Source organism: Terrabacter sp. P2_E3, from assembly GCF_056403915.1.
Window position 1 is genome coordinate 82,209 of the sequence record NZ_JBFUEN010000021.1, and the last position, 20,467, is coordinate 102,675.

General features: G+C 71.8%; 19 protein-coding genes and 1 tRNA gene. 11 read left to right on the forward strand and 9 right to left on the reverse strand.

The window, feature by feature from the left end:
- The first annotated feature begins 170 nt into the window (after positions 1-170).
- Entirely contained in the window at positions 171-2,576 is a 2,406-nt protein-coding gene (locus AC1DW8_RS21090; protein WP_478095773.1) for a phosphoketolase family protein, read from the forward strand.
- A 63-nt stretch (positions 2,577-2,639) separates the two neighbouring features.
- On the opposite strand, the gene AC1DW8_RS21095 is transcribed toward AC1DW8_RS21090, so the two are convergent.
- Genes AC1DW8_RS21095 through AC1DW8_RS21105 form a run of 3 tightly spaced genes read right to left on the reverse strand, consistent with a single transcriptional unit; the run spans position 2,640 to position 5,843 of the window.
- Entirely contained in the window at positions 2,640-3,428 is a 789-nt protein-coding gene (locus tag AC1DW8_RS21095; RefSeq protein WP_056772691.1) for a DeoR/GlpR family DNA-binding transcription regulator, read from the reverse strand.
- Positions 3,429-3,438: 10 nt separating this feature from the next.
- Positions 3,439-4,446 carry a 4-hydroxythreonine-4-phosphate dehydrogenase PdxA gene (gene pdxA, locus AC1DW8_RS21100; protein ID WP_056771742.1) on the reverse strand — a complete coding sequence of 336 codons (1,008 nt, stop codon included), beginning with the start codon at positions 4,444-4,446 and terminating at the stop codon, positions 3,439-3,441.
- Positions 4,443-5,843, reverse strand: coding sequence for a four-carbon acid sugar kinase family protein (locus AC1DW8_RS21105; RefSeq protein ID WP_478095774.1), 1,401 nt, complete (start codon positions 5,841-5,843; stop codon positions 4,443-4,445). The genes pdxA and AC1DW8_RS21105 overlap by 4 nt, the downstream gene beginning before the upstream one ends.
- Positions 5,844-6,091: 248 nt before the next feature.
- Here AC1DW8_RS21105 and AC1DW8_RS21110 point away from each other — a divergent pair, with 248 nt between their 5' ends.
- Genes AC1DW8_RS21110 through AC1DW8_RS21150 form a run of 9 tightly spaced genes read left to right on the forward strand, consistent with a single transcriptional unit; the run spans position 6,092 to position 15,075 of the window.
- Positions 6,092-7,720 (forward strand): ABC transporter substrate-binding protein, encoded by a 1,629-nt coding sequence (locus AC1DW8_RS21110; protein WP_056771736.1) that lies wholly within the window; start codon positions 6,092-6,094, stop codon positions 7,718-7,720.
- Between the two features lie 28 nt (positions 7,721-7,748).
- Positions 7,749-8,681, forward strand: a complete 933-nt coding sequence (locus AC1DW8_RS21115; protein WP_056771735.1) for an ABC transporter permease — start codon at positions 7,749-7,751, stop codon at positions 8,679-8,681.
- Positions 8,678-9,631: an ABC transporter permease gene (locus AC1DW8_RS21120; RefSeq protein WP_056771732.1), complete on the forward strand. Its 954-nt coding sequence runs from the start codon at positions 8,678-8,680 to the stop codon at positions 9,629-9,631. The genes AC1DW8_RS21115 and AC1DW8_RS21120 overlap by 4 nt, the downstream gene beginning before the upstream one ends.
- Positions 9,628-10,467, forward strand: coding sequence for an ABC transporter ATP-binding protein (locus tag AC1DW8_RS21125; RefSeq protein WP_478095775.1), 840 nt, complete (start codon positions 9,628-9,630; stop codon positions 10,465-10,467). Before AC1DW8_RS21120 ends, AC1DW8_RS21125 begins: the two co-directional genes overlap by 4 nt.
- Entirely contained in the window at positions 10,460-11,308 is an 849-nt protein-coding gene (locus AC1DW8_RS21130; RefSeq protein ID WP_478095776.1) for an ATP-binding cassette domain-containing protein, read from the forward strand. Before AC1DW8_RS21125 ends, AC1DW8_RS21130 begins: the two co-directional genes overlap by 8 nt.
- Positions 11,305-12,297 (forward strand): aldo/keto reductase, encoded by a 993-nt coding sequence (locus AC1DW8_RS21135; RefSeq protein ID WP_478095777.1) that lies wholly within the window; start codon positions 11,305-11,307, stop codon positions 12,295-12,297. The genes AC1DW8_RS21130 and AC1DW8_RS21135 overlap by 4 nt, the downstream gene beginning before the upstream one ends.
- On the forward strand, positions 12,294-13,097 hold the full coding sequence (locus tag AC1DW8_RS21140) for an HpcH/HpaI aldolase family protein (RefSeq protein WP_478095778.1): 804 nt from the start codon (positions 12,294-12,296) through the stop codon (positions 13,095-13,097). Before AC1DW8_RS21135 ends, AC1DW8_RS21140 begins: the two co-directional genes overlap by 4 nt.
- A complete protein-coding gene (locus tag AC1DW8_RS21145; RefSeq protein WP_478095779.1) occupies positions 13,094-14,335 on the forward strand; it encodes a sialidase family protein in 1,242 nt (413 codons plus the stop codon). Before AC1DW8_RS21140 ends, AC1DW8_RS21145 begins: the two co-directional genes overlap by 4 nt.
- Positions 14,332-15,075 (forward strand): SDR family NAD(P)-dependent oxidoreductase, encoded by a 744-nt coding sequence (locus AC1DW8_RS21150; protein ID WP_478095780.1) that lies wholly within the window; start codon positions 14,332-14,334, stop codon positions 15,073-15,075. Before AC1DW8_RS21145 ends, AC1DW8_RS21150 begins: the two co-directional genes overlap by 4 nt.
- A gap of 204 nt (positions 15,076-15,279) precedes the next feature.
- Here AC1DW8_RS21150 and AC1DW8_RS21155 read toward each other — a convergent pair whose 3' ends face one another.
- The 4 genes from AC1DW8_RS21155 to AC1DW8_RS21170 form a co-directional block, all read right to left on the reverse strand.
- Positions 15,280-16,473: a thiolase family protein gene (locus AC1DW8_RS21155; protein WP_478095781.1), complete on the reverse strand. Its 1,194-nt coding sequence runs from the start codon at positions 16,471-16,473 to the stop codon at positions 15,280-15,282.
- A gap of 73 nt (positions 16,474-16,546) precedes the next feature.
- Positions 16,547-16,619, reverse strand: a tRNA-Lys gene (locus AC1DW8_RS21160).
- 125 nt (positions 16,620-16,744) lie between these two features.
- Positions 16,745-17,371, reverse strand: coding sequence for a hypothetical protein (locus tag AC1DW8_RS21165; protein WP_156415412.1), 627 nt, complete (start codon positions 17,369-17,371; stop codon positions 16,745-16,747).
- A gap of 122 nt (positions 17,372-17,493) precedes the next feature.
- Complete coding sequence (locus AC1DW8_RS21170; protein ID WP_478095782.1) at positions 17,494-18,429, reverse strand: LPXTG cell wall anchor domain-containing protein; 936 nt, start codon at positions 18,427-18,429, stop codon at positions 17,494-17,496.
- A 155-nt stretch (positions 18,430-18,584) separates the two neighbouring features.
- Here AC1DW8_RS21170 and AC1DW8_RS21175 point away from each other — a divergent pair, with 155 nt between their 5' ends.
- The gene (locus AC1DW8_RS21175) at positions 18,585-19,106 is read left to right on the forward strand and encodes a YbhB/YbcL family Raf kinase inhibitor-like protein (protein ID WP_056822401.1); all 522 of its coding nucleotides are present in this window, start codon (positions 18,585-18,587) and stop codon (positions 19,104-19,106) included.
- A gap of 94 nt (positions 19,107-19,200) precedes the next feature.
- Here the strand turns inward: AC1DW8_RS21175 and AC1DW8_RS21180 are convergent, their stop codons facing one another.
- Together AC1DW8_RS21180 and AC1DW8_RS21185 are read right to left on the reverse strand one after the other, a co-directional pair.
- A complete protein-coding gene (locus AC1DW8_RS21180) occupies positions 19,201-19,989 on the reverse strand; it encodes a sigma-70 family RNA polymerase sigma factor (protein ID WP_478095783.1) in 789 nt (262 codons plus the stop codon).
- A 125-nt stretch (positions 19,990-20,114) separates the two neighbouring features.
- Positions 20,115-20,429 carry a pyridoxamine 5'-phosphate oxidase family protein gene (locus AC1DW8_RS21185; protein ID WP_156415408.1) on the reverse strand — a complete coding sequence of 105 codons (315 nt, stop codon included), beginning with the start codon at positions 20,427-20,429 and terminating at the stop codon, positions 20,115-20,117.
- Positions 20,430-20,467 lie beyond the last annotated feature (38 nt).

The window sequence follows — 20,467 nt, forward strand, 5'->3', positions numbered from 1 at the left end:
GGTCCCGACGGGGGCCGGCCCACTGCTCTGTCCGGCCGCGCCGGTCGACGAGGGCGTATGCCGTCCCGCCCGGTCGCGCGGTCGCGGGACCTTCGACCCCTTGTCAGCAGGGCGCCCGTCGGTGAGGCTCGTGGGGACGCACGATCGCCGACCCCTCGAGAGGCCCTGCCGTGACGACGAGCCAGACCCCCACGACCGCCACCGTGCCGGCCCCGACCGTCGACGAGATCGCGTCGATGGACGCGTGGTGGCGGGCCAACAACTACCTGACGATCGGGCAGATCTACCTCCAGGACAACGCGCTCCTGCGTCGGCCGCTCGTGCCGGACGACATCAAGCCACGCCTGCTCGGACACTGGGGCACGAGCCCCGGGCTGTCCTTCGTCTACGCGCACCTCTCGCGCATCATCCGGCACACGGGTCAGCAGGCGATCTACCTCACCGGCCCCGGCCACGGTGGTCCCGCGCTCGTCGCGGCCGGCTACCTCGAGGGCACGTACTCCGAGATCTACCCCAAGGTGACGTGCGACGAGGACGGCGTGCGCCGCCTCTTCCGCCAGTTCTCGGCGCCCGGCGGCATCCCGAGCCACGTCTCCGTCACGACGCCGGGCTCGATCCACGAGGGTGGTGAGCTCGGCTACGTCCTCGGCCACGCCTTCGGTGCCGTCATGGACAACCCCGACCTGCTGGCGCTCGCCGTCGTCGGTGACGGGGAGGCCGAGACGGGCCCGCTCGAGGGCTCCTGGAAGGGCATCTCGTTCCTCAACCCGCGGCGCGACGGTGCGGTGCTGCCGGTCCTGCACCTCAACGGCTACAAGATCGCCGGGCCGACGGTGCTCGGCCGCAAGGACCCGGCCGAGGTGCGCAGCCTCCTCGAGGGGCACGGCTACGACGTGCTCGAGGTCGAGGGTGACGACGTGCCGGGCATGCACGAGCGCTTCGCGGAGACGCTGGCGACGGCGTACGGCCGGATCCGCGCCATCCAGCAGGACGCACGGGCGGACGGCTGGACGATGGGGGAGCGGCCTCGGTGGCCACTCATCGTGCTGCGCACGCCGAAGGGGTGGACCGGGCCGGAGGAGGTCGACGGCATCCCGGTCACGGGCTCGTGGCGCTCGCACCAGGTGCCGCTCTCGGGTGTCAAGGACAACCCCGAGCACCTCGCGGTCCTCGAGACGTGGCTGCGCTCCTATCGGCCCGAGGAGCTCTTCGACGAGTCGGGCAGGCCGACCGACGTTGTGCTGCAGACCAACCCGGAGGGCGACCTGCGGATGAGCGCCTCCCCGCACGCGAACGGCGGGGTCCTCACCACCGAGCTCGACATCCCCGACTTCCGCGACTTCGCACGGGACGTGCCCTCGCCGGCGGCGGCCCGGGAGGAGTCGACGCGGGCCCTCGGCGAGCTGATGCGCGAGCTCTACGTGCGCAACCCGACGACGTTCCGGCTCTTCAGCCCCGACGAGACGAACAGCAACCGGGTGGGCGCCGTCTTCGACGTGTCCGACCGGATGACGGCCGAGCGGGTGCTCGAGCAGGACGAGAAGCTCTCGCACGACGGGCGGGTCATGGAGGTGCTCTCGGAGCACTCGTGCCACGGTTGGCTCGAGGGCTACACGCTGACCGGCCGGCACGGGCTCTTCGCGACGTACGAGGCCTTCGCGATGGTGAGCGCCTCGATGACGGTGCAGCACAGCAAGTGGCTGCAGGAGGCCAACAAGCTCGACTGGCGGGCCAAGGTGCCGAGCCTCAACATCCTCCTGACGTCCACGGCGTGGCGCAACGACCACAACGGCTTCTCGCACCAGGGCCCCGGCCTCATCCAGACGGTGCTCAACGCGCGCGGCGAGGTGTCGCGGATCTACCTCCCGCCGGACGCGAACTGCCTTCTCTCGGTGGCCGATCACTGCTTCCGGTCGAAGAACTACGTCAACCTCGTCGTCATCGACAAGCAGCCGCAGCCGCAGTGGCTGACGATGGACGAGGCCGTCGCCCACTGCGCGGCCGGGGCGGGCATCTGGGACTGGGCCGGCACCGACGACGGCGACCGCGACCCCGACGTCGTGCTCGCCTGCGCGGGCGACGTCGTGACGATGGAGGTCGTCGCCGCGGCCCAGATCCTCAAGGAGAAGCTGCCGCAGCTGCGCGTGCGCGTCGTCAACGTCGTCGACCTCATGACCCTGCCGCGCGTGCGCAGCCACCCGCACGGCATGGACGACGTGCGCTTCGGTGAGCTCTTCACCGACCACGTCGACGTCGTGTTCGCCTTCCACGGCTACCACGGCGCCATCCACCAGCTCGTCCACGGGCGGCCCGACGCCGACCGCTTCCACGTGCGCGGCTTCAGCGAGGAGGGCACGACGACGACGCCGTTCGACATGGTGGTACGCAACGGCGTCGACCGCTACTCCCTCGTCATGGATGCCATCAACAACGCCGGTCGCCAGGTGCGTGGGTCGAGCGAGGTCAAGGCCTGGTGCCAGGCCGAGCTCGACAGGCACCACGAGTACATCGTCGAGCACCTCGAGGACATGCCGGAGGTGCGTGACTGGGTCATGACGACGGTCGTCGAGGACTGACCGCCCGCCACGACCCCAGAGGGCGTATGCCGCCCACCCGGCTGGGCGGCATACGTGGCCTCGTCAGTCGCGTCGGGGTGCGATGACGACCTCGATGCCGTTGTCGCGGAAGGCTCGCAACGCCACGGGATCGGCGGACTGATCGGTGACGAGGGTCCACGTGCGGGGCATGACGGCCCACGCGTGGAACGGTGACTGGCCGAGCTTGTCGGCGTGCGCGAGGACGTAGGTGTGCTCGGCGCGACCCATCATGAGCTCCTTGAGCCGGGTCTGCTCGAGGTCGGCCTCGCAGATGCCGCGCTCGGCGTGCACGCTGTCGGCGCCCATGAACGCGCGGTCGAAGGACAGTCGCTGCACGGCGGCCTCGGCGAGCGGTCCGACGAAGGCCTGGCTGAGCGGGCGCAGCCGGCCGCCCAGGGCGATGACGTCGATGCCGACGCTGTCGGCGAGCGTACCCATGGCGCTGATGCCGGCCGTGACGACGGTCAGCTCGGTCAGCTCGGGCGTCTTGGTGATGGCGTCGGCGAGCGCGCCCATCGTCGACCCGGCGTCGAGGAGCACCGTCTCGCCGGGCTCGATCTGGTCGGCGGCCCAGCGGGCGATGTCGCGCTTCGCCGCGTGCGCCTCCCCGAGACGCTGGCGCAGCGAGGCCTCGGGATGGTGGGCCAGGCTCATCACACCGCCGTAGGTGCGGGCCAGCTTGCCCTGGGCGGTCAGCTTGGCGAGGTCGCGCCGGATCGTCGACGCGGTGACGCCGAGCTGGTCGGAGAGCTCCTCCACGCTCGCGAGCCCACTGGTGGTGGCGAGGCGGACGATCTCGCCCCGACGCGTCTGTGCGGTGTGCTTCGCCACGCTGGGCACCTTAGGCGTCCACGGGCCGTGGCGCCATCTCCGCGCCGAGGCGCAGCGCCTCGATCATCGAGCGGTGGTCGGCGATGCCGGTGCCGGCGATGTCGAAGGCCGTGCCGTGGTCGACCGACGTGCGGATGACGGGCAGACCGATCGTCACGTTGACGCCCGCCTCGAGGCCGAGCACCTTGACCGGCCCGTGGCCCTGGTCGTGGTACATCGCGACGACGAGGTCGTAGTCGCCGCGACCGGCGAGGAAGAAGAGCGTGTCGGCCGGTAGGGCGCCGTGCACGTCGATGCCGTCGGCGCGGCAGACCTCCACGGCGGGGTCGATCTTCTCGGCCTCCTCGCCGTAGCCGAAGAGGCCGTTCTCGCCGGCGTGCGGATTGATGCCGCAGACGCCGATCTTCGGGGTCGGGTTGCCGGCGTCGACGAGGGCCTGGTGGCCCCGACGGATGACGCGCTCGACGAGACCGGGCTCGATGCGGTTGACGGCATCGATGAGGCCGATGTGGGTCGTCACGTGGATGACCTTGACCCTCTCGGTCGAGAGCATCATCGAGACCTCGGGCGTGCCGGTGAGGTGGGCGAGCAGCTCGGTGTGGCCGGGGAAGACGTGGCCGCCGGCGTGCAGCGCCTCCTTGTTGAGCGGCGCGGTGCAGATGGCCTGGACCTTGCCGGCCATCGCGAGCTCGGACGCGACGCGGATGTAGTGGTAGGCGGCGTCGCCGGCGACGGCCGACAGCTGCCCGAAGGGGAGGTCCGCCGGCAGCAGCGCGAGGTCGATGACGTTGATGCGCCCGGGGATCTCGCTCGCCTCCTCGACGTCGTCGATGGTGACGATGTCGACGGGGACGCCGGCGATGTCGGCGGCCTGCTTGAGACGCAGCGCGTCACCGACGACGACGACGCGCGCCATCGTCGCCACGTGCGGGTCGGCCAAGGCCTTGACGATGATCTCGGGGCCGATGCCGGCGCCGTCTCCCATGGTCACGGCGATGCGGGGAAGGGCGACGCTCATGAGTTCTCCTCGGTGGTCGCGCCGGGGGTGGCGCGGGGTGCGGTGGTGGTCGATGAGGTGCGGTGGTGCGGGGCCTGCGGCGGCACGGTGGTGGGCCCCAGCAGGTGCTCGACGACGCGGACGAGCGAGGTCGGGTCGCCGAAGCTGCCCGGGCGCGTGACGACGAGCCGCCCACCGGGGCGCCGGCTCACGACGGTGCCGGTCTCGACCTCGGCGACGACGTCGAGAGCGGGCACGTCGAGGCGGTCGAGGACGGCGCGGGCGGTCTCACCGCCGGAGAGGAACGCCGCGTCGAAGTGGTCGAGCACGGGCGAGACCGCGGCGGCGAGGGACTCGGTCAGGGCACGCGACCGGCTCGGGTCGGCGGGGGCAGCGGGGTCGAGCGCCACCACGACGACGCCCTCACGGGCGCGCTCGGCGAGCTGGACGCATACGGCCCCCGGGTCGGCCAGGAGGCGGTCGGGCTGCAGCAGCACCGTGTGCGCGGAGCGCGCAGCCGAGAGCCGCTCGAGCTGGGCCGGGAGTCCCGGCGCGCGCGAGCCGAGCACGAAGAGCACCGCCGCACCGTCGCCCAGGGCTGGACGTTCGCCATGGTGCAGTTCCAGGGCGGAGTCGGGGCTGTCGGTCGCTGGAAGTGCGCCATGGCGCGGTTCCCGGGGCAGGGCCCGCACGGCCGCGTCGGCCAGGGCTCCGGAGCCGACGAGCAGCGTGTCGGAGCCGAGGGCCGCGCTCGCCCTGACGGCGGCGGCGTGGACGACATCGAGGTCGGCGTCCGTCACGGCGTCGCAGACCGCGACGAAGCCGGTGCGGGTGGCCTCGTCGAGGGCCGCCGTGACCGCCTCGACGCCGCGCAGCACGGTGGTGTGCGGGACGAGCACGGTGGCCAGCGGGTGCAGGGCCGCGGCCACCCGGTCCGGCGCCGGGGTCGGCTCGACGGCCCAGAGGTCGGTGTGGTGCAGCGGCGTGCCGCCGACGTGGAGCACGCCGTCGACGACGACGCGCTCGAGCGCGGGGTTGGCGACGGCCACGACCGGTGTGCGCTGCAGCTCCTCGGCGAGGGCGGCGACCTCCGCGGCGACGTGTCCCCGGAGCAGCGAGTCGACCTTCTTGACGACGACCGGTGCCGTCGTGACGAGGGCTGCGGCTGCGCGAACCGCGCGCACGGCCTCCGCGTGGGGGAGACGGCGCGAGTCGGTGTCGACGGTGAGGACGGCGAGTGGGTCGTCTGCTCCGCCCGGGGTGCGCACGTCGGGTCGGAGACCGGAGGCGGGTGCGATGGGCGACGACGAGGCCGAGAGAACGACTGTACTGCGCGAAACGCGCATGAGAGCGTGGGATGCGCACTCTGCGGCGCCGCTCAGATCATCGGCGACGATGCCCAGGGCGAGTGCCTTCACGTTCTCCTCCTCACGGTGTTTCCTGTGCGTTTCGTGCTGTGCGACAAGGAGATTGGCGACCCTGCCGATGGGGATGAAGGGTGCCGCGGCGTGCTCCGGGAGCGCACCGGACGGCATACGAACAACCGTCCCTTCACAAAAAACGCTACAGGTATTGCGCGAATCGCGCAATGGTGCGAAGGTGGTCCAACCCGAGGGGCGCAGCGTGCGCCGCCGACGGGGAGGCCACCGCTCAACGAGGAGTCCCGATGCCCCAGCAGCCCGCTCTGCTTCCCACGTCTGACCAGCCGACGCGGGAGGTCTCGCGTCGCTCGATCCTCAAGCTCGCCTCGCTGGCCGGCGCCGGAGCGCTCTTCGCTCCCGCGCTCGCCGCCTGCGCCGGGCCCAAGTCCGCCACCACCGCGAGCACTGCCGGGGCAGGGGCTGCGGGGGGCACACTGAGCATCGTGCTCAACCGCAACCTGGTCAGCCTCGACAACAAGCTGAACCAGTACGACGCGGCCGTCACCGTGCAGCGCGCCGTGCGTGAGGCCCTGACGAAGATCGGCGACAAGCTGACCCCCGAGCTCGTCCTCGCCGAGTCGTTCGAGCAGACCAAGCCCACCGAGTGGACGGTCAAGCTGCGCAACGACATCCACTACTCCGACAAGTCGAAGGTCACGGTCGAGGACGTCGAGACCGCGCTCAGGCTCTACTTCGAGGTCAAGGCCGGCTACGTCGCCTCGCAGTTCCCCGAGCAGCCGACCTTCACCAAGGTCGACGACACGACCTTCACCCTGACGACCAAGAGCCCCGTCGTCTCGCTCAACTCGCTGATGTCCAACATCCTCATCACGCCGGCCAAGGACAACAAGGCCGAGGAGCTCGGCACCGGCCTCGGCACCGGACCGTTCACCATCGCGAGTGCCGACTCCGGCACCGGCACCTACCGCCTCGTGCGCAACGACAACTACTGGGGCACGCCGGCCAAGCTCGAGACGGTCAACGTCGGCTACCAGGAGGAGGAGGGCGCGCGCGTCATCGCCATCACCTCCGGCCAGACCGACGTCATCGACACCATCACGCCCGAGTCCGCGACGTCGCTCAAGACGAACGCCGACATCGACGTCATCGAGACCCCGGGCACGCGCCTGATCCACCTCTTCTACAACTTCCGCAAGCCGGCCGGCAGCCCGCTCGCCAACCCCAAGGTGCGCGAGGCGCTCACCTACGCCGTCGACCACGAGTCGCTCATCAAGGCGCTCATGAACGGCCAGGTCAACTCGGCCGAGGGTGTCGTCCCGACGACCCTCGCGGGCTTCGCGAAGACCGGTGAATACACGTACGACCCTGCCAAGGCCAAGCAGATGCTCGCCGACAACGGCGCGTCCGGGCTCAAGGTGCGGATCATCTGGGAGGACTCCGAGTTCGCCGGTGCCTCGCGCGTGCTCGAGGCCATCTCGCAGATGTTCGCGGCCGTCGGTGTCACCGCTGAGCTGAAGATGATCCCCAAGGGCGGCGAGATCAACGCCTGGCGTCGCGGCGAGGCCGGTGACTGGGACATCCTCGCCAACGGCTACGGCAACCAGACCGGGCTCGCGCTGACCAACCTGCAGGGCCAGTACGGCGGCACGGCGGAGAAGGAGAAGACGCGCGACACCTACCACGGCTTCGTCGTCCCCGAGATCACCGCCCTGCTCGACCAGGCCGCCGCCGAGAGCGACGAGGCCAAGCGCAACGACCTGCTCAAGCAGGCCCAGGAGAAGATCTGGGCGCAGTGGCCCGCAGTGTGGGCCTGGACGCCGAACAACGTCCTCGCCAAGCGCAAGCGCGTCCAGAACCTCAACCTCCGGGCGACGAACTCCTACGACCTCGCCGCCGTGACCGTCTCCGGCTGATCCCAGCCGACCAGACCAAGGTGATCCCATGCTCACGTACGTCCTCAAACGAGTCGGCCAGACGGTCCTGACGGCCTTCCTGGCCGTGGCGACCGTGTTCGTCCTGCTCCGCATGGCCCCGGGCGACCCCGCGGCCAACTATGCGCCGCCGAACCCCAGCTCGGAACAGCTCGAGGCGATCCGCCAGCAGTTCGGGCTCGACCAGCCGATCCCCGTGCAGTTCTGGACGTTCCTGCAACACCTGTTCCAGGGCGACGTCGGCACGTCGTTCTTCTTCAAGCGCCCCGCGCTCGACGTCGTCCTGGAACGCCTGCCCTACACGATCACCCTCGCGGTCGCGGCGATCGTCGTCACGTCGGTCGTCGCGATCCCGTTGGGGGTGTGGATGGCGCGCCGCAACAACACGGCTCCCGAGCTGGGGGCCAACATCGGCACCATCGCCGGTCAGTCGATGCCGGACTTCTGGATCGGCTTCGTACTGCTCATCCTCTTCGCCGTGAACCTCCACTGGTTCGCACCGTCGGGGTTCGACTCGGCCGCCTCGATCATCCTGCCGACCCTCACGATCGCGATCCTCCAGATCGCGCTCATCTCCCGGCTCGTGCGCCGGGAGATGGTCGTCAACCTCGCGTCGCCCTACCTGACCGTCGCCCGGTCCCGCGGCGTGTCCGAGCGTGCGCTGACCTGGCGCTACGCCTTCGCCAACGCCGCCTTGCCGGTCGTGACCGCGCTGGGCACCCGCTTCGCGGCGATGCTCAACGGCGTCGTCATCGTGGAGGTCGTCTTCAACTGGCCGGGCGTCGGCGAGCTCGTCGTCAACGCGCTCAAGCAGCGCGACTTCCCGCTGATCCAGGCGACCGTCCTCGTCACCGTGCTGCTGGCGCTCGCCGTGCAGCTGCTCGTGGACCTGCTCTACCCGCTCATGGACCCGCGGGTCCGACTCGGAGAGGCCAGCTCATGACCACCTCGACGAACCTGCCCGGCCACCCGCAGGTGCCGAACCTCGCCGAGGTCCCCGGCTCCATCCTCGGCCGCGAGTCGGCCGTGACGAAGGTGCTGCTGCGCCGGTCGGCGGCGGCCCGCCGGGCCCGCTACAGCACCGTGAAGATCTGGGTCGGGGCGATCTGCGCCGGTGTCGTCGTCATCCCCGTGGTCCTGGCCAACGTCCTCCCGCTGCCCGACCCGATCGTCGGTCGGCTGAGCGAGTCGTCGCTGCCACCGTTCAGCGCGGGCCACCTGCTCGGCACCGACCCCAACGGACGCGACCTCCTCTCGCGCATCCTCCACGGTGGCCAGACCTCCCTCGTCATCGGCTTCCTCGCGATCTTCGTCTCGGGGCTCTTCGGCATCGTCGCCGGCGCCGCGGCCGGCTACTTCGGCGGCTGGGTCGACACGATCATCTCGCGACTGCTCGAGGCGCAGATGGCATTGCCGCTGCTGCTCATGCTGCTCCTCGTCGTCGCGCTCTTCGGCCCGTCGATCCCCGTCATCACGCTCGTCATCGCCTTCGCCCAGTGGCCCGAGCCGGCGCGCATCACCCGCGCCCTCGTGCTCGTCGAGCGGGAGAAGCCGTACGTCGCGGCCGCGCGGGTGCTCGGACTGCCGAAGCTCTCGATCCTCAGCCGGCACGTCGTCCCCAACATCCTCCAGCAGGTGCTCGTCGTCGTGCTCCTGCTGCTCGCCCAGGCCGTGCTGCTCGAGAGCGCCCTGTCGTTCCTCGGAGCGGGCGTCCAGCGGCCGTACCCCACGTGGGGCGGCATCATCTCCGACGGACGCGAGCTCTTCGTCACCGGCAAGCCCTGGCTCGTCACCGTGCCCGGCGTGGCCATCGCGCTGCTCGTCGTCGGCGTCAACCTCGTCGGAGACGGCCTGCGCGACCGGGTGCGCCGCGCGAAGGGAGACCAGACATGAGAGTCCTCGAGGTCACGGACCTGCAGGTCGAGCTGCTGACCGGGACGAGCGTCGTGCGTGCCGTCGACGGCGTCAGCTTCCACATCGACCAGGGCGAGACGGTGACGATCATCGGCGAGTCCGGCTCGGGCAAGTCGACGACGGCGATGGCGATCCTGCGCCTGCTGCCCGACGACCTCGCGGTCATCTCGGGCGAGGCCCGCATCGGCGGCCAGGACGTCACGGGCAGTCGGAAGGTCATCGACAAGCTCCGCGGCCGGGCCGTGGCGCTCATCCCGCAAGACCCCATGACGGCCCTCAACCCGATCCGCACCATCGGCCGGCAGATGACCGAAGCCGTCCGGATCAAGTATCCCGACCTCGGCCGGGCGGAGGCGAAGGCGCGGGCCCTGTCGCTCATGGAGCAGGTGCACATCCGCGACCCCGCCAAGCAGTTCGACGCCTACCCGCACCAGCTCTCGGGCGGCATGCTCCAGCGCGTCCTCATCGCGATGGCGGTCTCGACCGACGCCGACCTCATCGTCGCCGACGAGCCGACGAGCGCGCTCGACGTCACGGTGCAGGCGGGCATCCTCGACCTGCTCCTCGAGCTGCAGGAGCAGACGGGCATCGCGCTGCTGCTCATCACCCACGACCTCGGCGTGGCGAGGCTCATGAGCGACCGCGTGCACGTCATGAAGGCGGGCGCCTTCGTCGAGGGCGGCCCGGTCACCGACGTCGTCGACCACCCCCAGCACCCCTACACCCAGAAGCTGCTCGGAGCGATCCCCGAGCTCGGCCCCTGGGAGGACCCGGGCGCCCGCGAGCCGCTCGTCAAGGAGGCCAGCCATGGCTGAGGACCTGCTCACCGTCAGCAACCTCGTCGTCGAGTACGGCACCGGCAAGGACGTCTTCCGCGCCGTCGACGACGTGTCCTTCAGCGTCCCGCGCGGCGGCACCCTCGCCATCGTGGGGGAGTCCGGCTGCGGCAAGTCGACGATCGCCAAGGCGCTCGTCCGGCTGCTGACGCCGACCTCCGGTGTCATCGACCTCGACGGCACCGACCTCGCCCGGCTCTCCGAGAAGCAGCTGCGCCCGATCCGCCACCGGGTGCAGATGGTCTTCCAGGACCCGTACGGCTCGCTCGACCCCCACCTGACGGCGCAGGAGATCGTCGCCGAGCCGATCCGGGTGCGCGGGGAGAAGTCGCGCAAGGCCCAGCGCGACAAGGCGGCCGCGCTCATCGAGCGGGTCGGACTGCCGCGCACGGCCCTCGAACGCAAGCCCCCCGAGTTCTCCGGCGGGCAGCGCCAGCGCATCGGCATCGCCCGGGCGCTCGCGTCCGGTCCGGAGCTGCTCGTCTGCGACGAGGCGACGAGTGCGCTCGACGTCTCCGTCCAGGCACAGGTCCTCGAGCTGCTCGCCGACATCCAGGCCGAGACGGGCCTGACCTACCTCTTCATCTCGCACAACCTCGGCGTCGTCCGTGCCATCTCGCAGGACGCGGTCGTCATGCGCGCCGGCCGGATCGTCGAGAGCGGGCGCACCGACGACCTCCTCTCGCGGCCGCAGGAGGAGTACACCCAGCGCCTGCGCCGCTCCGCGCTCGAGCCGGGGCTCATGACCGGCATCAAGCCGCGTCACCTCATCCGCCACATCGCCGCCTCCCGCACGGCCGAGACCGAGAAGGCCTCATGACGACCGCAGCCCTCCCGACCACCGACCTGCCGGGTCTCGACCGACCGCTCTCGCGACTCGTCCTCGGGACCATGACGTTCGGCGACACCGTCGACGTCGACACGGCCCGCACCATGGTCGACACCGCGCTAGACGCCGGCATCACCTCGATCGACACCGCCAACGGGTATGCCGCCGGGCGCAGTGAGGAGATGCTCGCCGAGATCCTCGTCGGCCGGCGTGACGCCGCGACGATCGCGACCAAGGCCGGCATCTACCCCGGCGACGCGGGTGACGCCCCGCTCCTCTCGGCCGCAGGCCTGCGGGCCTCGCTCGAGGCCAGCCTGCGCCGGCTGCGCACCGACCACGTCGACGTCTACTACCTCCACCAGCCCGACCGCTCAGTGCCGATCGACGAGACCGTCGCTGCCCTGGGCGAGTTCGTCAAGGAGGGCACGGTCCGCGCGATCGGTGTCTCGAACTTCTCGGCCTGGCAGATCGGCGACGTCTTCGCGGCGTGCGACGCCCTCGGCACGCCACGACCGATCCTGGCCCAGCAGCTCTACAACCTCGTCGCCCGTCGGATCGAGGCGGAGTACTCCGAGTTCGCGACGAGCAAGGGCCTGGCGACCATCGTCTACAACCCGCTCGGCGGCGGCCTGCTCACCGGTCGCCACTCCTTCACCGAGTCGCCGGGCGAGGGGCGCTTCGGCTCGTCGACACTCGCGGCGATGTACAAGGACCGCTACTGGAACGCCGAGACGTTCGCGGTCATCGAGGCCCTCGGCGCCATCGCGTCGGAGGCCGGCATCACCCTCCCCGAGCTGTCGCTGCGCTGGCTGCTGAGCAAGCCGGTCGTGACGTCGGTGCTGCTCGGGGGATCCAAACCACACCAGTTGGAGGCCAACATCACTGCTGTACAAGCCGGTCCGCTCCCCGACGACGTCATCGCAGCGTGCGACGAGGCAGGCCTGGCGATCGCCGGGTCCATGCCGGGGTACAACCGATGAGCGGCGGAGACACGGCGATGGGGCGCAGCCGCGAGCGGGTGCTCGACTACGCCCGGCGGGTCCGGGCCCGCGAGACGATCCTCGGCTACTGGGTCATCATCGACTCCCCGGCGTCGACGGAGCGGCTCGCCCGTCTCGGCTACGACTACGTCTGCTTCGACGCCCAGCACGGTTTGCTCGACTACAAGGGCATCCTTGCCGGCATGACGGCCATCGACGCGGGCGGCGAGTCCGTCGGCATGGTCCGGGTCGGCGCCAACGACCCCTTCCTCATCGGGCAGGCCCTCGACTCAGGCGCAGCCGGCATCATCGTGCCCCTCGTCAACACGGCCGAGGACGCGGCCCGCGCGGTGTCGTTCGCGAAGTACCCGCCGCTGGGCATCCGCTCCTACGGCCCGATGCGGTCGCAGCTGCGGATCGGCCCGAACCCCGCAGACTCCAACGCGGCGACCGTCGTGCTCGCCATGATCGAGACGCCCCAGGGCCTCGAGAACGTCGAGGCCATCGCGGCGACACCGGGGATCGACGGGCTCTACATCGGGCCCTCCGACCTGCGCATCGCCGTGGGTGGGGCGACGTCGACCGACCCCGCCGTCGACGAGGCCTTCGAGGCCGCTGTCGACCGGATCCTAAGCGCTGCCAAGGCTGCCGGCATCGCCGCCGGCTTCCACACGCCGAGCGGTGAGGTCGCCGCCAAGCGCCTCGGCCAGGGCTTCACCCTCGCCACCGTCTCGTCCGACCTCATCCACCTCGAGCAGGCCGCGACGGCCCACCTCAAGGCGGCGCGGGGAGAGTCGTGAGCGTCTCCAGTGCGTCCGCCGAGGTGCTCCCGACCGACGGCGTGCTGCGCCCGCGCGACGGAGGCGGCCACACGGCATACCTCCCCACCCCGACGGTGCAGTGCCACGCCGCCAACCTCGCGTGGCTGCCGAACGGCGACCTCGCGTGCGTGTGGTTCGGCGGCACCCAGGAGGGCGTCAGCGACATCACCGCTTACCTCAGCCGTATGCCGTCCGGCGCGGACACCTGGCTCCCCCCGGTGCCGCTGAGCGACGACCCGACGCGGTCGGAGCAGAACCCGGTCCTGTTCACGGCGCCCGACGGCGACGTCTGGCTGCTCTACACCGCGCAGCTGGCCGGCAACCAGGACACCTCCGAGGTGCGCCGCCGCGTGTCGCGCGACGGCGGGGACACGTGGGAGGAGCCGACGGTGCTGCTCCCGGCGACCGCGGCCGGTGGGGTCTTCGTGCGCCAGCCGCCCGTCGTGATCGCCGGCGGCCGCGTCCTGCTGCCCGTCTTCAACTGTGTCACCGTGCCCGGCGAGAAATGGGTCGGCAACGAGGACACGTCGAGTGTGTGGTGGAGCGACGACGGTGGCGCGAGCTGGTCCGAGGCTCCGGTGCCCGGCTCGCTCGGCTGCGTGCACATGAACATCGTTCAGCGACAAGATGGTTCGCTCTGGGCCTGCTTCCGGAGCCGCTGGGCCGACCACGTGTGGGAGACGACGTCGACCGACGCCGGTCTGACGTGGGCCGAGCCGACTCCGACCGCGCTGCCCAACAACAACTCCTCGATCCAGGCCGTCGCCGTCGGTGGCGGCGAGGTCGCGCTCGTCTTCAACCGGAGCTCGGCGCTCGACGCCACCGAACGCCGGGTGTCCCTCTATGACGAGATCGACGACGAGGGTGTCGTCGACGGCCTCGACGGTCCGGTCGTCGCGGAGCCGGCGCCCGAGGCGGCCGAGGCCGCAGGTCGACGGACGGCGTTCTGGGGGGCACCGAGGGCGCCCATGACGCTGGGCCTCAGCCCCGACGACGGGCGCAGCTGGCCCGTGCAGGTGGACCTCGAGACCGGCGACGGCTACTGCATGTCCAACAACTCACGTGACGGGCTCAACCGCGAGCTGTCCTATCCCTCGGTGCTGCCGGGCCCGGACGGTGACCTGCACGTGGCCTACACCTACCACCGGCGTGCCATCAAGCACCTGCACCTGCCCGCCGACGTCGTCGACCGCCTCCGCCGGGGCCCATCCCGGTGACAGCGCCGACGCGGCCCGAGCTGGCCGCCACCCCACCCGACGGGTGCGCGACACGCACCGCGGTCGTCACGGGGGCCAGCTCGGGCATCGGTCTCGCCATCGCCCACGACCTCGTCGGTGCCGGGTGGCACGTCCTCGGGCTCAGCCGCTCGCGCGGTGCGCTGTCGGACGCCGCCACGTGGGTGCCGTGCGACCTGGCCGACGTGATCTCGGCCGACGAGGCCGTGCGCGCGGTGCGTGGGACCGCGATCGGCGGCGTGGACGCCATCGTCCACGCCGCCGGTCTGCAGTACTCCGCCGGCGTCGGCGACCTGCGGCCCGAGCAGGGAGAGCGCATGTGGGCCGTGCACGTGCGCGGCGCCGAGCTCGTCGTGGGCGGGCTCATCGGCGTCCTCGGCGACGGGGGCCGGGTCGTCCTCGTCGGCAGCCGCACCATGACAGGGGTCCCCGGCAAGAGCCAGTACGCCGCGACGAAGGCCGCCCTCGCGGCCATGGCGCGGGCCTGGGCGTCGGAGCTCGCCCCGCGACGGATCACCGTCAACGTCGTCGCGCCGGGGCCGACGCGGACGGCGATGCTCGGCGACCCCAACCGGGCGTCGGTGCCACCCGTCGTGCCGCCCCTTGGCCGGCTCGTCGAGCCGTCGGAGGTCGCGGCCCTGACCCGCTTCCTGCTCGAGCCGACCGGCGCGATGGTGACGGGTCAGACCATCGTCATGTGCGGGGGCGCGTCCTTGCCGTGAGCCGCGCCGGCGCGTGGGGCGGACGTCCGCGGGTCGCGCACGCGTGCACGTTCCCCGCAGGGGTGCGCGCTGCAACCCGCACCACCGAGGTGAGGGCGCACTTCTGGGGAGAGGCCGCACTCGCCGCGCGTCCGCAGGTCGCGCGCCCCGGGCGTCTGCCGCGTGGCCGGGTCGCGCTCGACGTCCGGCCGGGGCTGCGAGAGCTCAGGCGCTGACGTTCTCGAGGACGACGGCGAGTCCCTGACCGACGCCGATGCAGATGCACGCGACGCCCCAGCGACCCCCGGAGCGCTGCAGGTCGCGCGCCAGTGTGCCGAGGATGCGGCCGCCCGAGGCTCCCAGCGGGTGGCCGATGGCGATGGCCCCGCCGTGCCGGTTGACGATGTCGGGGTCGATGTCCCAGGCGTCGACGCAGGCGAGCGACTGCGCGGCGAAGGCCTCGTTGAGCTCGACGGCCGACACGTCGGCCCACGTGATGCCGGCACGGGAGAGGGCTCGCTCGGCGGCCTCGACGGGCGCGAAGCCGAAGTACTGCGGGTCGAGGGCGCTCGCGCCGCGACCGGCGATGCGTGCGATCGGGGCGAGCCCGAGGCGCTCCTGGGCGCCGGCACTCCCGAGCAGCACCGCGGAGGCGCCGTCGTTGAGCGGCGAGGCGTTGCCGGCGGTGACGGTGCCACCCTCGGTGCGGAACGAGGTGCGCAGCCCGGCGAGGCGCTCGGCCGTCGTGTCGGCGCGGATCGACTCGTCGCGGGCGAGCTCGACACCGGGGACCGGCACGACGAGGTCGTCGTAGAAGCCCTCGGTCCACGCTGCGTCCGCGAGTCGGTGCGACCGCGCGGCGAACGCGTCCTGGCGCTCACGGGTCACGCCGTGCCGCTCGCGCAGCTGCTCGGTGGCCTCACCGAGCGACACCGTCCACTCCGACGGCATCCTCGGGTTGACGAGGCGCCAGCCGAGGGTCGTCGACGAGAGCTCGAGATTGCCCACGGGATAGGGCTTCTCGGTCTTCGGCATGACCCACGGTGCTCGCGTCATGGACTCGACGCCGCCGACGAGCACGACGTCGGCGTCACCCGTCTCGATCTGCCGCGATGCGATGATCGCCGCGTCGAGGCTCGAGCCGCAGAGGCGGTTGACCGTCGTGCCCGGGATGCTCGTCGGCAGGCCGGCGAGCAGGGTCGCCATGCGCGCGACGTTGCGGTTCTCCTCGCCGGCGCCGTTCGCGTTGCCGAAGACGACCTCGTCGACGAGACCGGCGTCGGCGGTGAGGCCGGGGGACCGGTCGACGACCGCGCGTACGACGAGCGCCCCGAGGTCGTCGGGGCGGGTCGCCGCGAGGGCGCCACCGAAGCGGCCGAACGGGGTGCGTACGGCGTCGTAGACGAACGCGTCGTTCACGGTCGTGACTTCCTGTCGGAGCGGACGGCACACAGGGGGCGCACGCCTGTCGTATGCCGTGGCGTCACGCTCGTGGGCCCCGTCGGGCTCGAACCGACGACCGGCGGATTAAAAGTCCGATGCTCTACCGACTGAGCTAGAGGCCCGTGGTCCGACTCGGCGCGTCCGCACCGTTCCGAACCCGCCGTCAGTATGCCCGACCGCCCGACCCCAGCCGAACCCGCGACCCGCCGAGGCGCGATCGTCCGGCCCGGGTGGTCGGGCGCGGGAGTCAGGTGTGGCGGCCGCGCACCCAGTCCTCGAGGGTCCCGTCGACGTGGTCGCGCATCACGAGGGACCACACGAGCACGGAGGCCGCGAACTCCCCGACGGGCGCGGCGGCGGCGACGTCGTCACGCAGGGCCGCGAAGCCGGGACCGTCTGCAGGCCGACGGAAGCGCAGGCGCGGGGAGTCGAGCACCACCGCGCGGGCGCTCTCGGGGAGGCTCTCGACGGTGGCCGGTCGGGCCGCGGCCACGGCGCGTCGCGCGCGGATCGCCCTCACCCGGAGCAGGCCGCCGATCGTCACGCCGACGGCGGCGGCGGCCAGAACGACCGCCAGACCCAGCCCGAGGTCGGACTCGCCGACCGGCCAGCGCCACGCCACGACGGCGGCCCCGGCCGCGAGCCCGAGCGCGACCGCGAAGGGCCAGGCGAGGCGCCCCCAGGCCGCGTCCCGCTCGAGCCGCTCCTGCTCGTAGTACCGCGAGGCCCACTCGCGCACGGCGAAGACCGGGAAGCCGGACGCGGCCTGCGGCGCCGCCTCGCCCGCGGACGGCGGAGTCGTCGGCCCCGTCATCCGGTGCGTGGGCCCGCGTCGCACCGCGTCGGTGCTGTGCGCTTCTCGTTGCTCGCGCATCGGACCCCTGTCTGCTTTGTCACGATTCGTGACCTTCAGCGTAACGAGGGATCGCGTCGGACGTGGGACCTCCACGCCGGGCGGGCTCCGCGACTCCGTGGCGCCAGCGCCGTCGGAGCGCGTCAGGCGCCGGTGTCGGGCCGGTCCGGTCCCGCTGCGGCGGCCGGACTCTCGACGGGGCCGAGGGTTGCCCGCAGCTCGCGTCTGGCGGAGTCGATGTTGGCGCGACGGGCCCGGAACTGGTCGGGGTCGGCGGTGGGGGCGGTCGCGAGGTCGGCGCCGACGGCCTCCACGAGGCCCCGCAGGAGCCCCCGGATGTCGGTGGCTCGTTCGGCGCGGGCTCCGTCCGGCGCCTCCGTGGCGAGGGTGTGGAAGGCTTCGTCGATCTCCAGCAGTCGGGGCTGGGCGGCCGTCCAGATCGGCAGCGCCTCGGCGGCACTCCGCCGCTCGAGGACCTGGGTGGTGAGCGAGTCCTCGACCCAGGACGCCTCCTTCTCCGCGGCAGCCAGTCGGTCGTCCCAGGCCTGGAGCTCCGCCTGTGCCTGGCGCCGCCGGATCAGGAACCAGGCGAGGGCGCCGAGCAGGAGGAGCAGCAGCAGCCACGGCCACCAGGTCGTCCCCTGCTCCGAGGTGGGCGCCGCCGGCGCGGCCTCGGTCGGGGTCGGCGTGGGGGACTCGCTCTCCGATGGTGTCTCGGTCACCGTGGCCGTCTCGGTCCGGGTCACCGTGGCCGTCTGGGTCCTCGTCTCCGTCTGCGTCTGGGTCTGGGTCTGGGTCTGGGTCTGGGTCTGGGTCTGAGTCTGCGTCTGGGTCACGGTCTGGGTCTCGGCCGGGACGGTCCGGGTCGGCAGCTCCGGGAGCGTGACGGCCGGCGCGCTGGAGGTCGGCGCTTCTGCCGGCGCGCTGGCCGCCGGCTCGCTCGCGGAGGGCAGCGCCGAGCGGCTGATGCTCGGCAGCGTCGTCGGCAGGGTCACCGACCCGCTGCCGGAGCACGCGGCGAGAACCGCGATCACGACGAGGGTGGCCAACGCGCTGACCAGGGCAGGAATGCGTCTCATGGCCGATTGTCCGCGCACGACCTATGGCGCGGGCGTCACCCGCGCGGGGTGAGATGGCGCCAGCCCGCGGCGGTCACGGGTGCGCGCTCCGAACGGGACGGCATACGGACTCGGTGGGTATGGTGCAGACGTCAACGACTGAGCAGGAGGACCGCATGAGCCTGGACCGACCGGTCGCCCCGAACCCGTACGACCTGCTGCCGCAGGTGCCCTCCTTCACGGTGACGAGCACCGACGTCGCCGACGGGCAGCCACTCGAGGACGAGCAGGTGGCCGCCGAGGGCAACACGTCACCGCAGCTGTCGTGGAGCGGTGCGCCGGAAGGGACGCAGAGCTACGTCGTGACGTGCTTCGACCCCGATGCCCCCACCCCGTCGGGCTTCTGGCACTGGGTGCTGGTCGACGTGCCCGCCGACGTCACGTCACTCGACACGGGTGCGGCGTCGGCAGCCTTGCCGGGCAAGGCATTCCACGTGCGCAACGACGGTGGTGAGGCGGCCTTCATGGGCGCAGCCCCGCCCGAGGGAGACATGCCGCACCGCTACTTCTTCGTCGTCCACGCCGTCTCGGAGCCCGCGCTCGGCGTCGACGACTCGGCGTCACCGGCCGTCGTCTCGTTCAACCTCGCCTTCAAGACGCTCGCCCGAGCCGTCATCCACGGCACCTACCAGCACTGACGCCCAGCGGCGCCGGACGACGGCGCAGCCCGCACCGCCGTCGTCTGCGGTGCGGGCTGCGTGCTGCGTACTCCGGGACCGGGAGGTCCGCCCGTCAGGCGCTCATGAGCTCCGCGGACTCGAGGTGGCCGCGCAGCTCGGCGAGGACCCGACGCAGCAGCCGGCTCACCTGCATGGCGCTGAGGCCCATGGTCTGGGCGATCTCGGCCTGCGTCATGTCGTGGGCGAAGCGCAGCTCGACGATCTCCTGGTCGCGCGGGGGCAGCCGCTTGAGCGCTGTCCGAACGACGATCCCGTCGTCGAGGCTCGGGTCCGAGTGGTGATCCGCGCGGGCGTCGACGAGGTCGAGAACCGGACGGCCGCCCTCGGTCGTGGTGGCGTCGAGCGAGGCCGGCCGAAGGTTTGTCGAGGCGACCTGCGCCTCCTTGACCTGCTCGAGGGTCAGCTCGAGAGTCGTGGCGAGGTCGTCCTGGGTGGGCTCGTGGCCGAGCGTCTGCTCGAGGCGCGTGCGGGCGTCGGTGACCAGCTGGCGCCGCTCCTGCAGGCCGCGCGGGGGCCGGACGAGCCAGCCGTGGTCGCGGAAGTGGCGGCGCAGCTCACCGGTGATGGTGGGCGTCGCGTAGGCGCCGAACTCGGTCGCCTGGGAGAGGTCGAAACGCTGGATCGCCTTGAGCAGAGCGAGGAATGCGACCTGTTCGAGGTCATCCCGGTCGAGGCCCTTCCCGGCGTAGCGGTGGGCGAGGGACCGGGCCAGTGGCATGTGCAGCCGGGTCACCGTCTCGAGGGCCTGCGCCTTCTCGGTCTCGGAGTGCGAGGTGCGGACGGTGGTGATGAGGTCACGGGTGCGGGCGTCCTTGCGGGGACCGCGCGAAGGGTCGGTCATGTCTGCTCCATCCAGGGATGTGGGTGGCGGCGCTTGCTTGACCGACGTGAGGAACCTTAGACAAAGTCTCAACATTGCACAAGGGCTGAACAGATCAGCCCGGCCGGACCGGGCGGGGCAGACCCTCAGGCGGGGCGGTGGAGCACGGCTCCCTCGGGCGTCACGACGAGCTCTCCGTCCCCGATCTCGGCGACCGTGCCGTCGACGAGGAGCGACCGGTCGCCGGCCTCCCGCGGCGGGAAGACGAACGTGACGCCGCGGTGCTCGCCGACGAGGCGCGTGGCCGTCGAGCCGATGCGGTCGACGAGCAGACGGTCGCCGTCGAGACGTGGCCGCACCCCGAGCACGTGCGGCCGCTCCTCGCCGAGACACACGAGGAACGCGTAGTCGTGGTGCCCCATTGCCTCGCCCAGCTCCGACAGCTCCACCTTGACGCTCATGACGACCTCCACCGTCCGGGTCCGCGCCCAGGTGGCGC

Coding starts and splice junctions, on each gene's coding strand:
- pdxA (WP_056771742.1), bottom strand. CDS start 4,446: ATGAGCGTCGCCCTTCCCCGCATCGCCGTGACCATGGGAGACGGCGCC.
- AC1DW8_RS21110 (WP_056771736.1), top strand. CDS start 6,092: ATGCCCCAGCAGCCCGCTCTGCTTCCCACGTCTGACCAGCCGACGCGG.
- AC1DW8_RS21115 (WP_056771735.1), top strand. CDS start 7,749: ATGCTCACGTACGTCCTCAAACGAGTCGGCCAGACGGTCCTGACGGCC.
- AC1DW8_RS21120 (WP_056771732.1), top strand. CDS start 8,678: ATGACCACCTCGACGAACCTGCCCGGCCACCCGCAGGTGCCGAACCTC.
- AC1DW8_RS21125 (WP_478095775.1), top strand. CDS start 9,628: ATGAGAGTCCTCGAGGTCACGGACCTGCAGGTCGAGCTGCTGACCGGG.
- AC1DW8_RS21130 (WP_478095776.1), top strand. CDS start 10,460: ATGGCTGAGGACCTGCTCACCGTCAGCAACCTCGTCGTCGAGTACGGC.
- AC1DW8_RS21135 (WP_478095777.1), top strand. CDS start 11,305: ATGACGACCGCAGCCCTCCCGACCACCGACCTGCCGGGTCTCGACCGA.
- AC1DW8_RS21140 (WP_478095778.1), top strand. CDS start 12,294: ATGAGCGGCGGAGACACGGCGATGGGGCGCAGCCGCGAGCGGGTGCTC.
- AC1DW8_RS21165 (WP_156415412.1), bottom strand. CDS start 17,371: ATGCGCGAGCAACGAGAAGCGCACAGCACCGACGCGGTGCGACGCGGG.
- AC1DW8_RS21170 (WP_478095782.1), bottom strand. CDS start 18,429: ATGAGACGCATTCCTGCCCTGGTCAGCGCGTTGGCCACCCTCGTCGTG.
- AC1DW8_RS21175 (WP_056822401.1), top strand. CDS start 18,585: ATGAGCCTGGACCGACCGGTCGCCCCGAACCCGTACGACCTGCTGCCG.
- AC1DW8_RS21180 (WP_478095783.1), bottom strand. CDS start 19,989: ATGACCGACCCTTCGCGCGGTCCCCGCAAGGACGCCCGCACCCGTGAC.
- AC1DW8_RS21185 (WP_156415408.1), bottom strand. CDS start 20,429: ATGAGCGTCAAGGTGGAGCTGTCGGAGCTGGGCGAGGCAATGGGGCAC.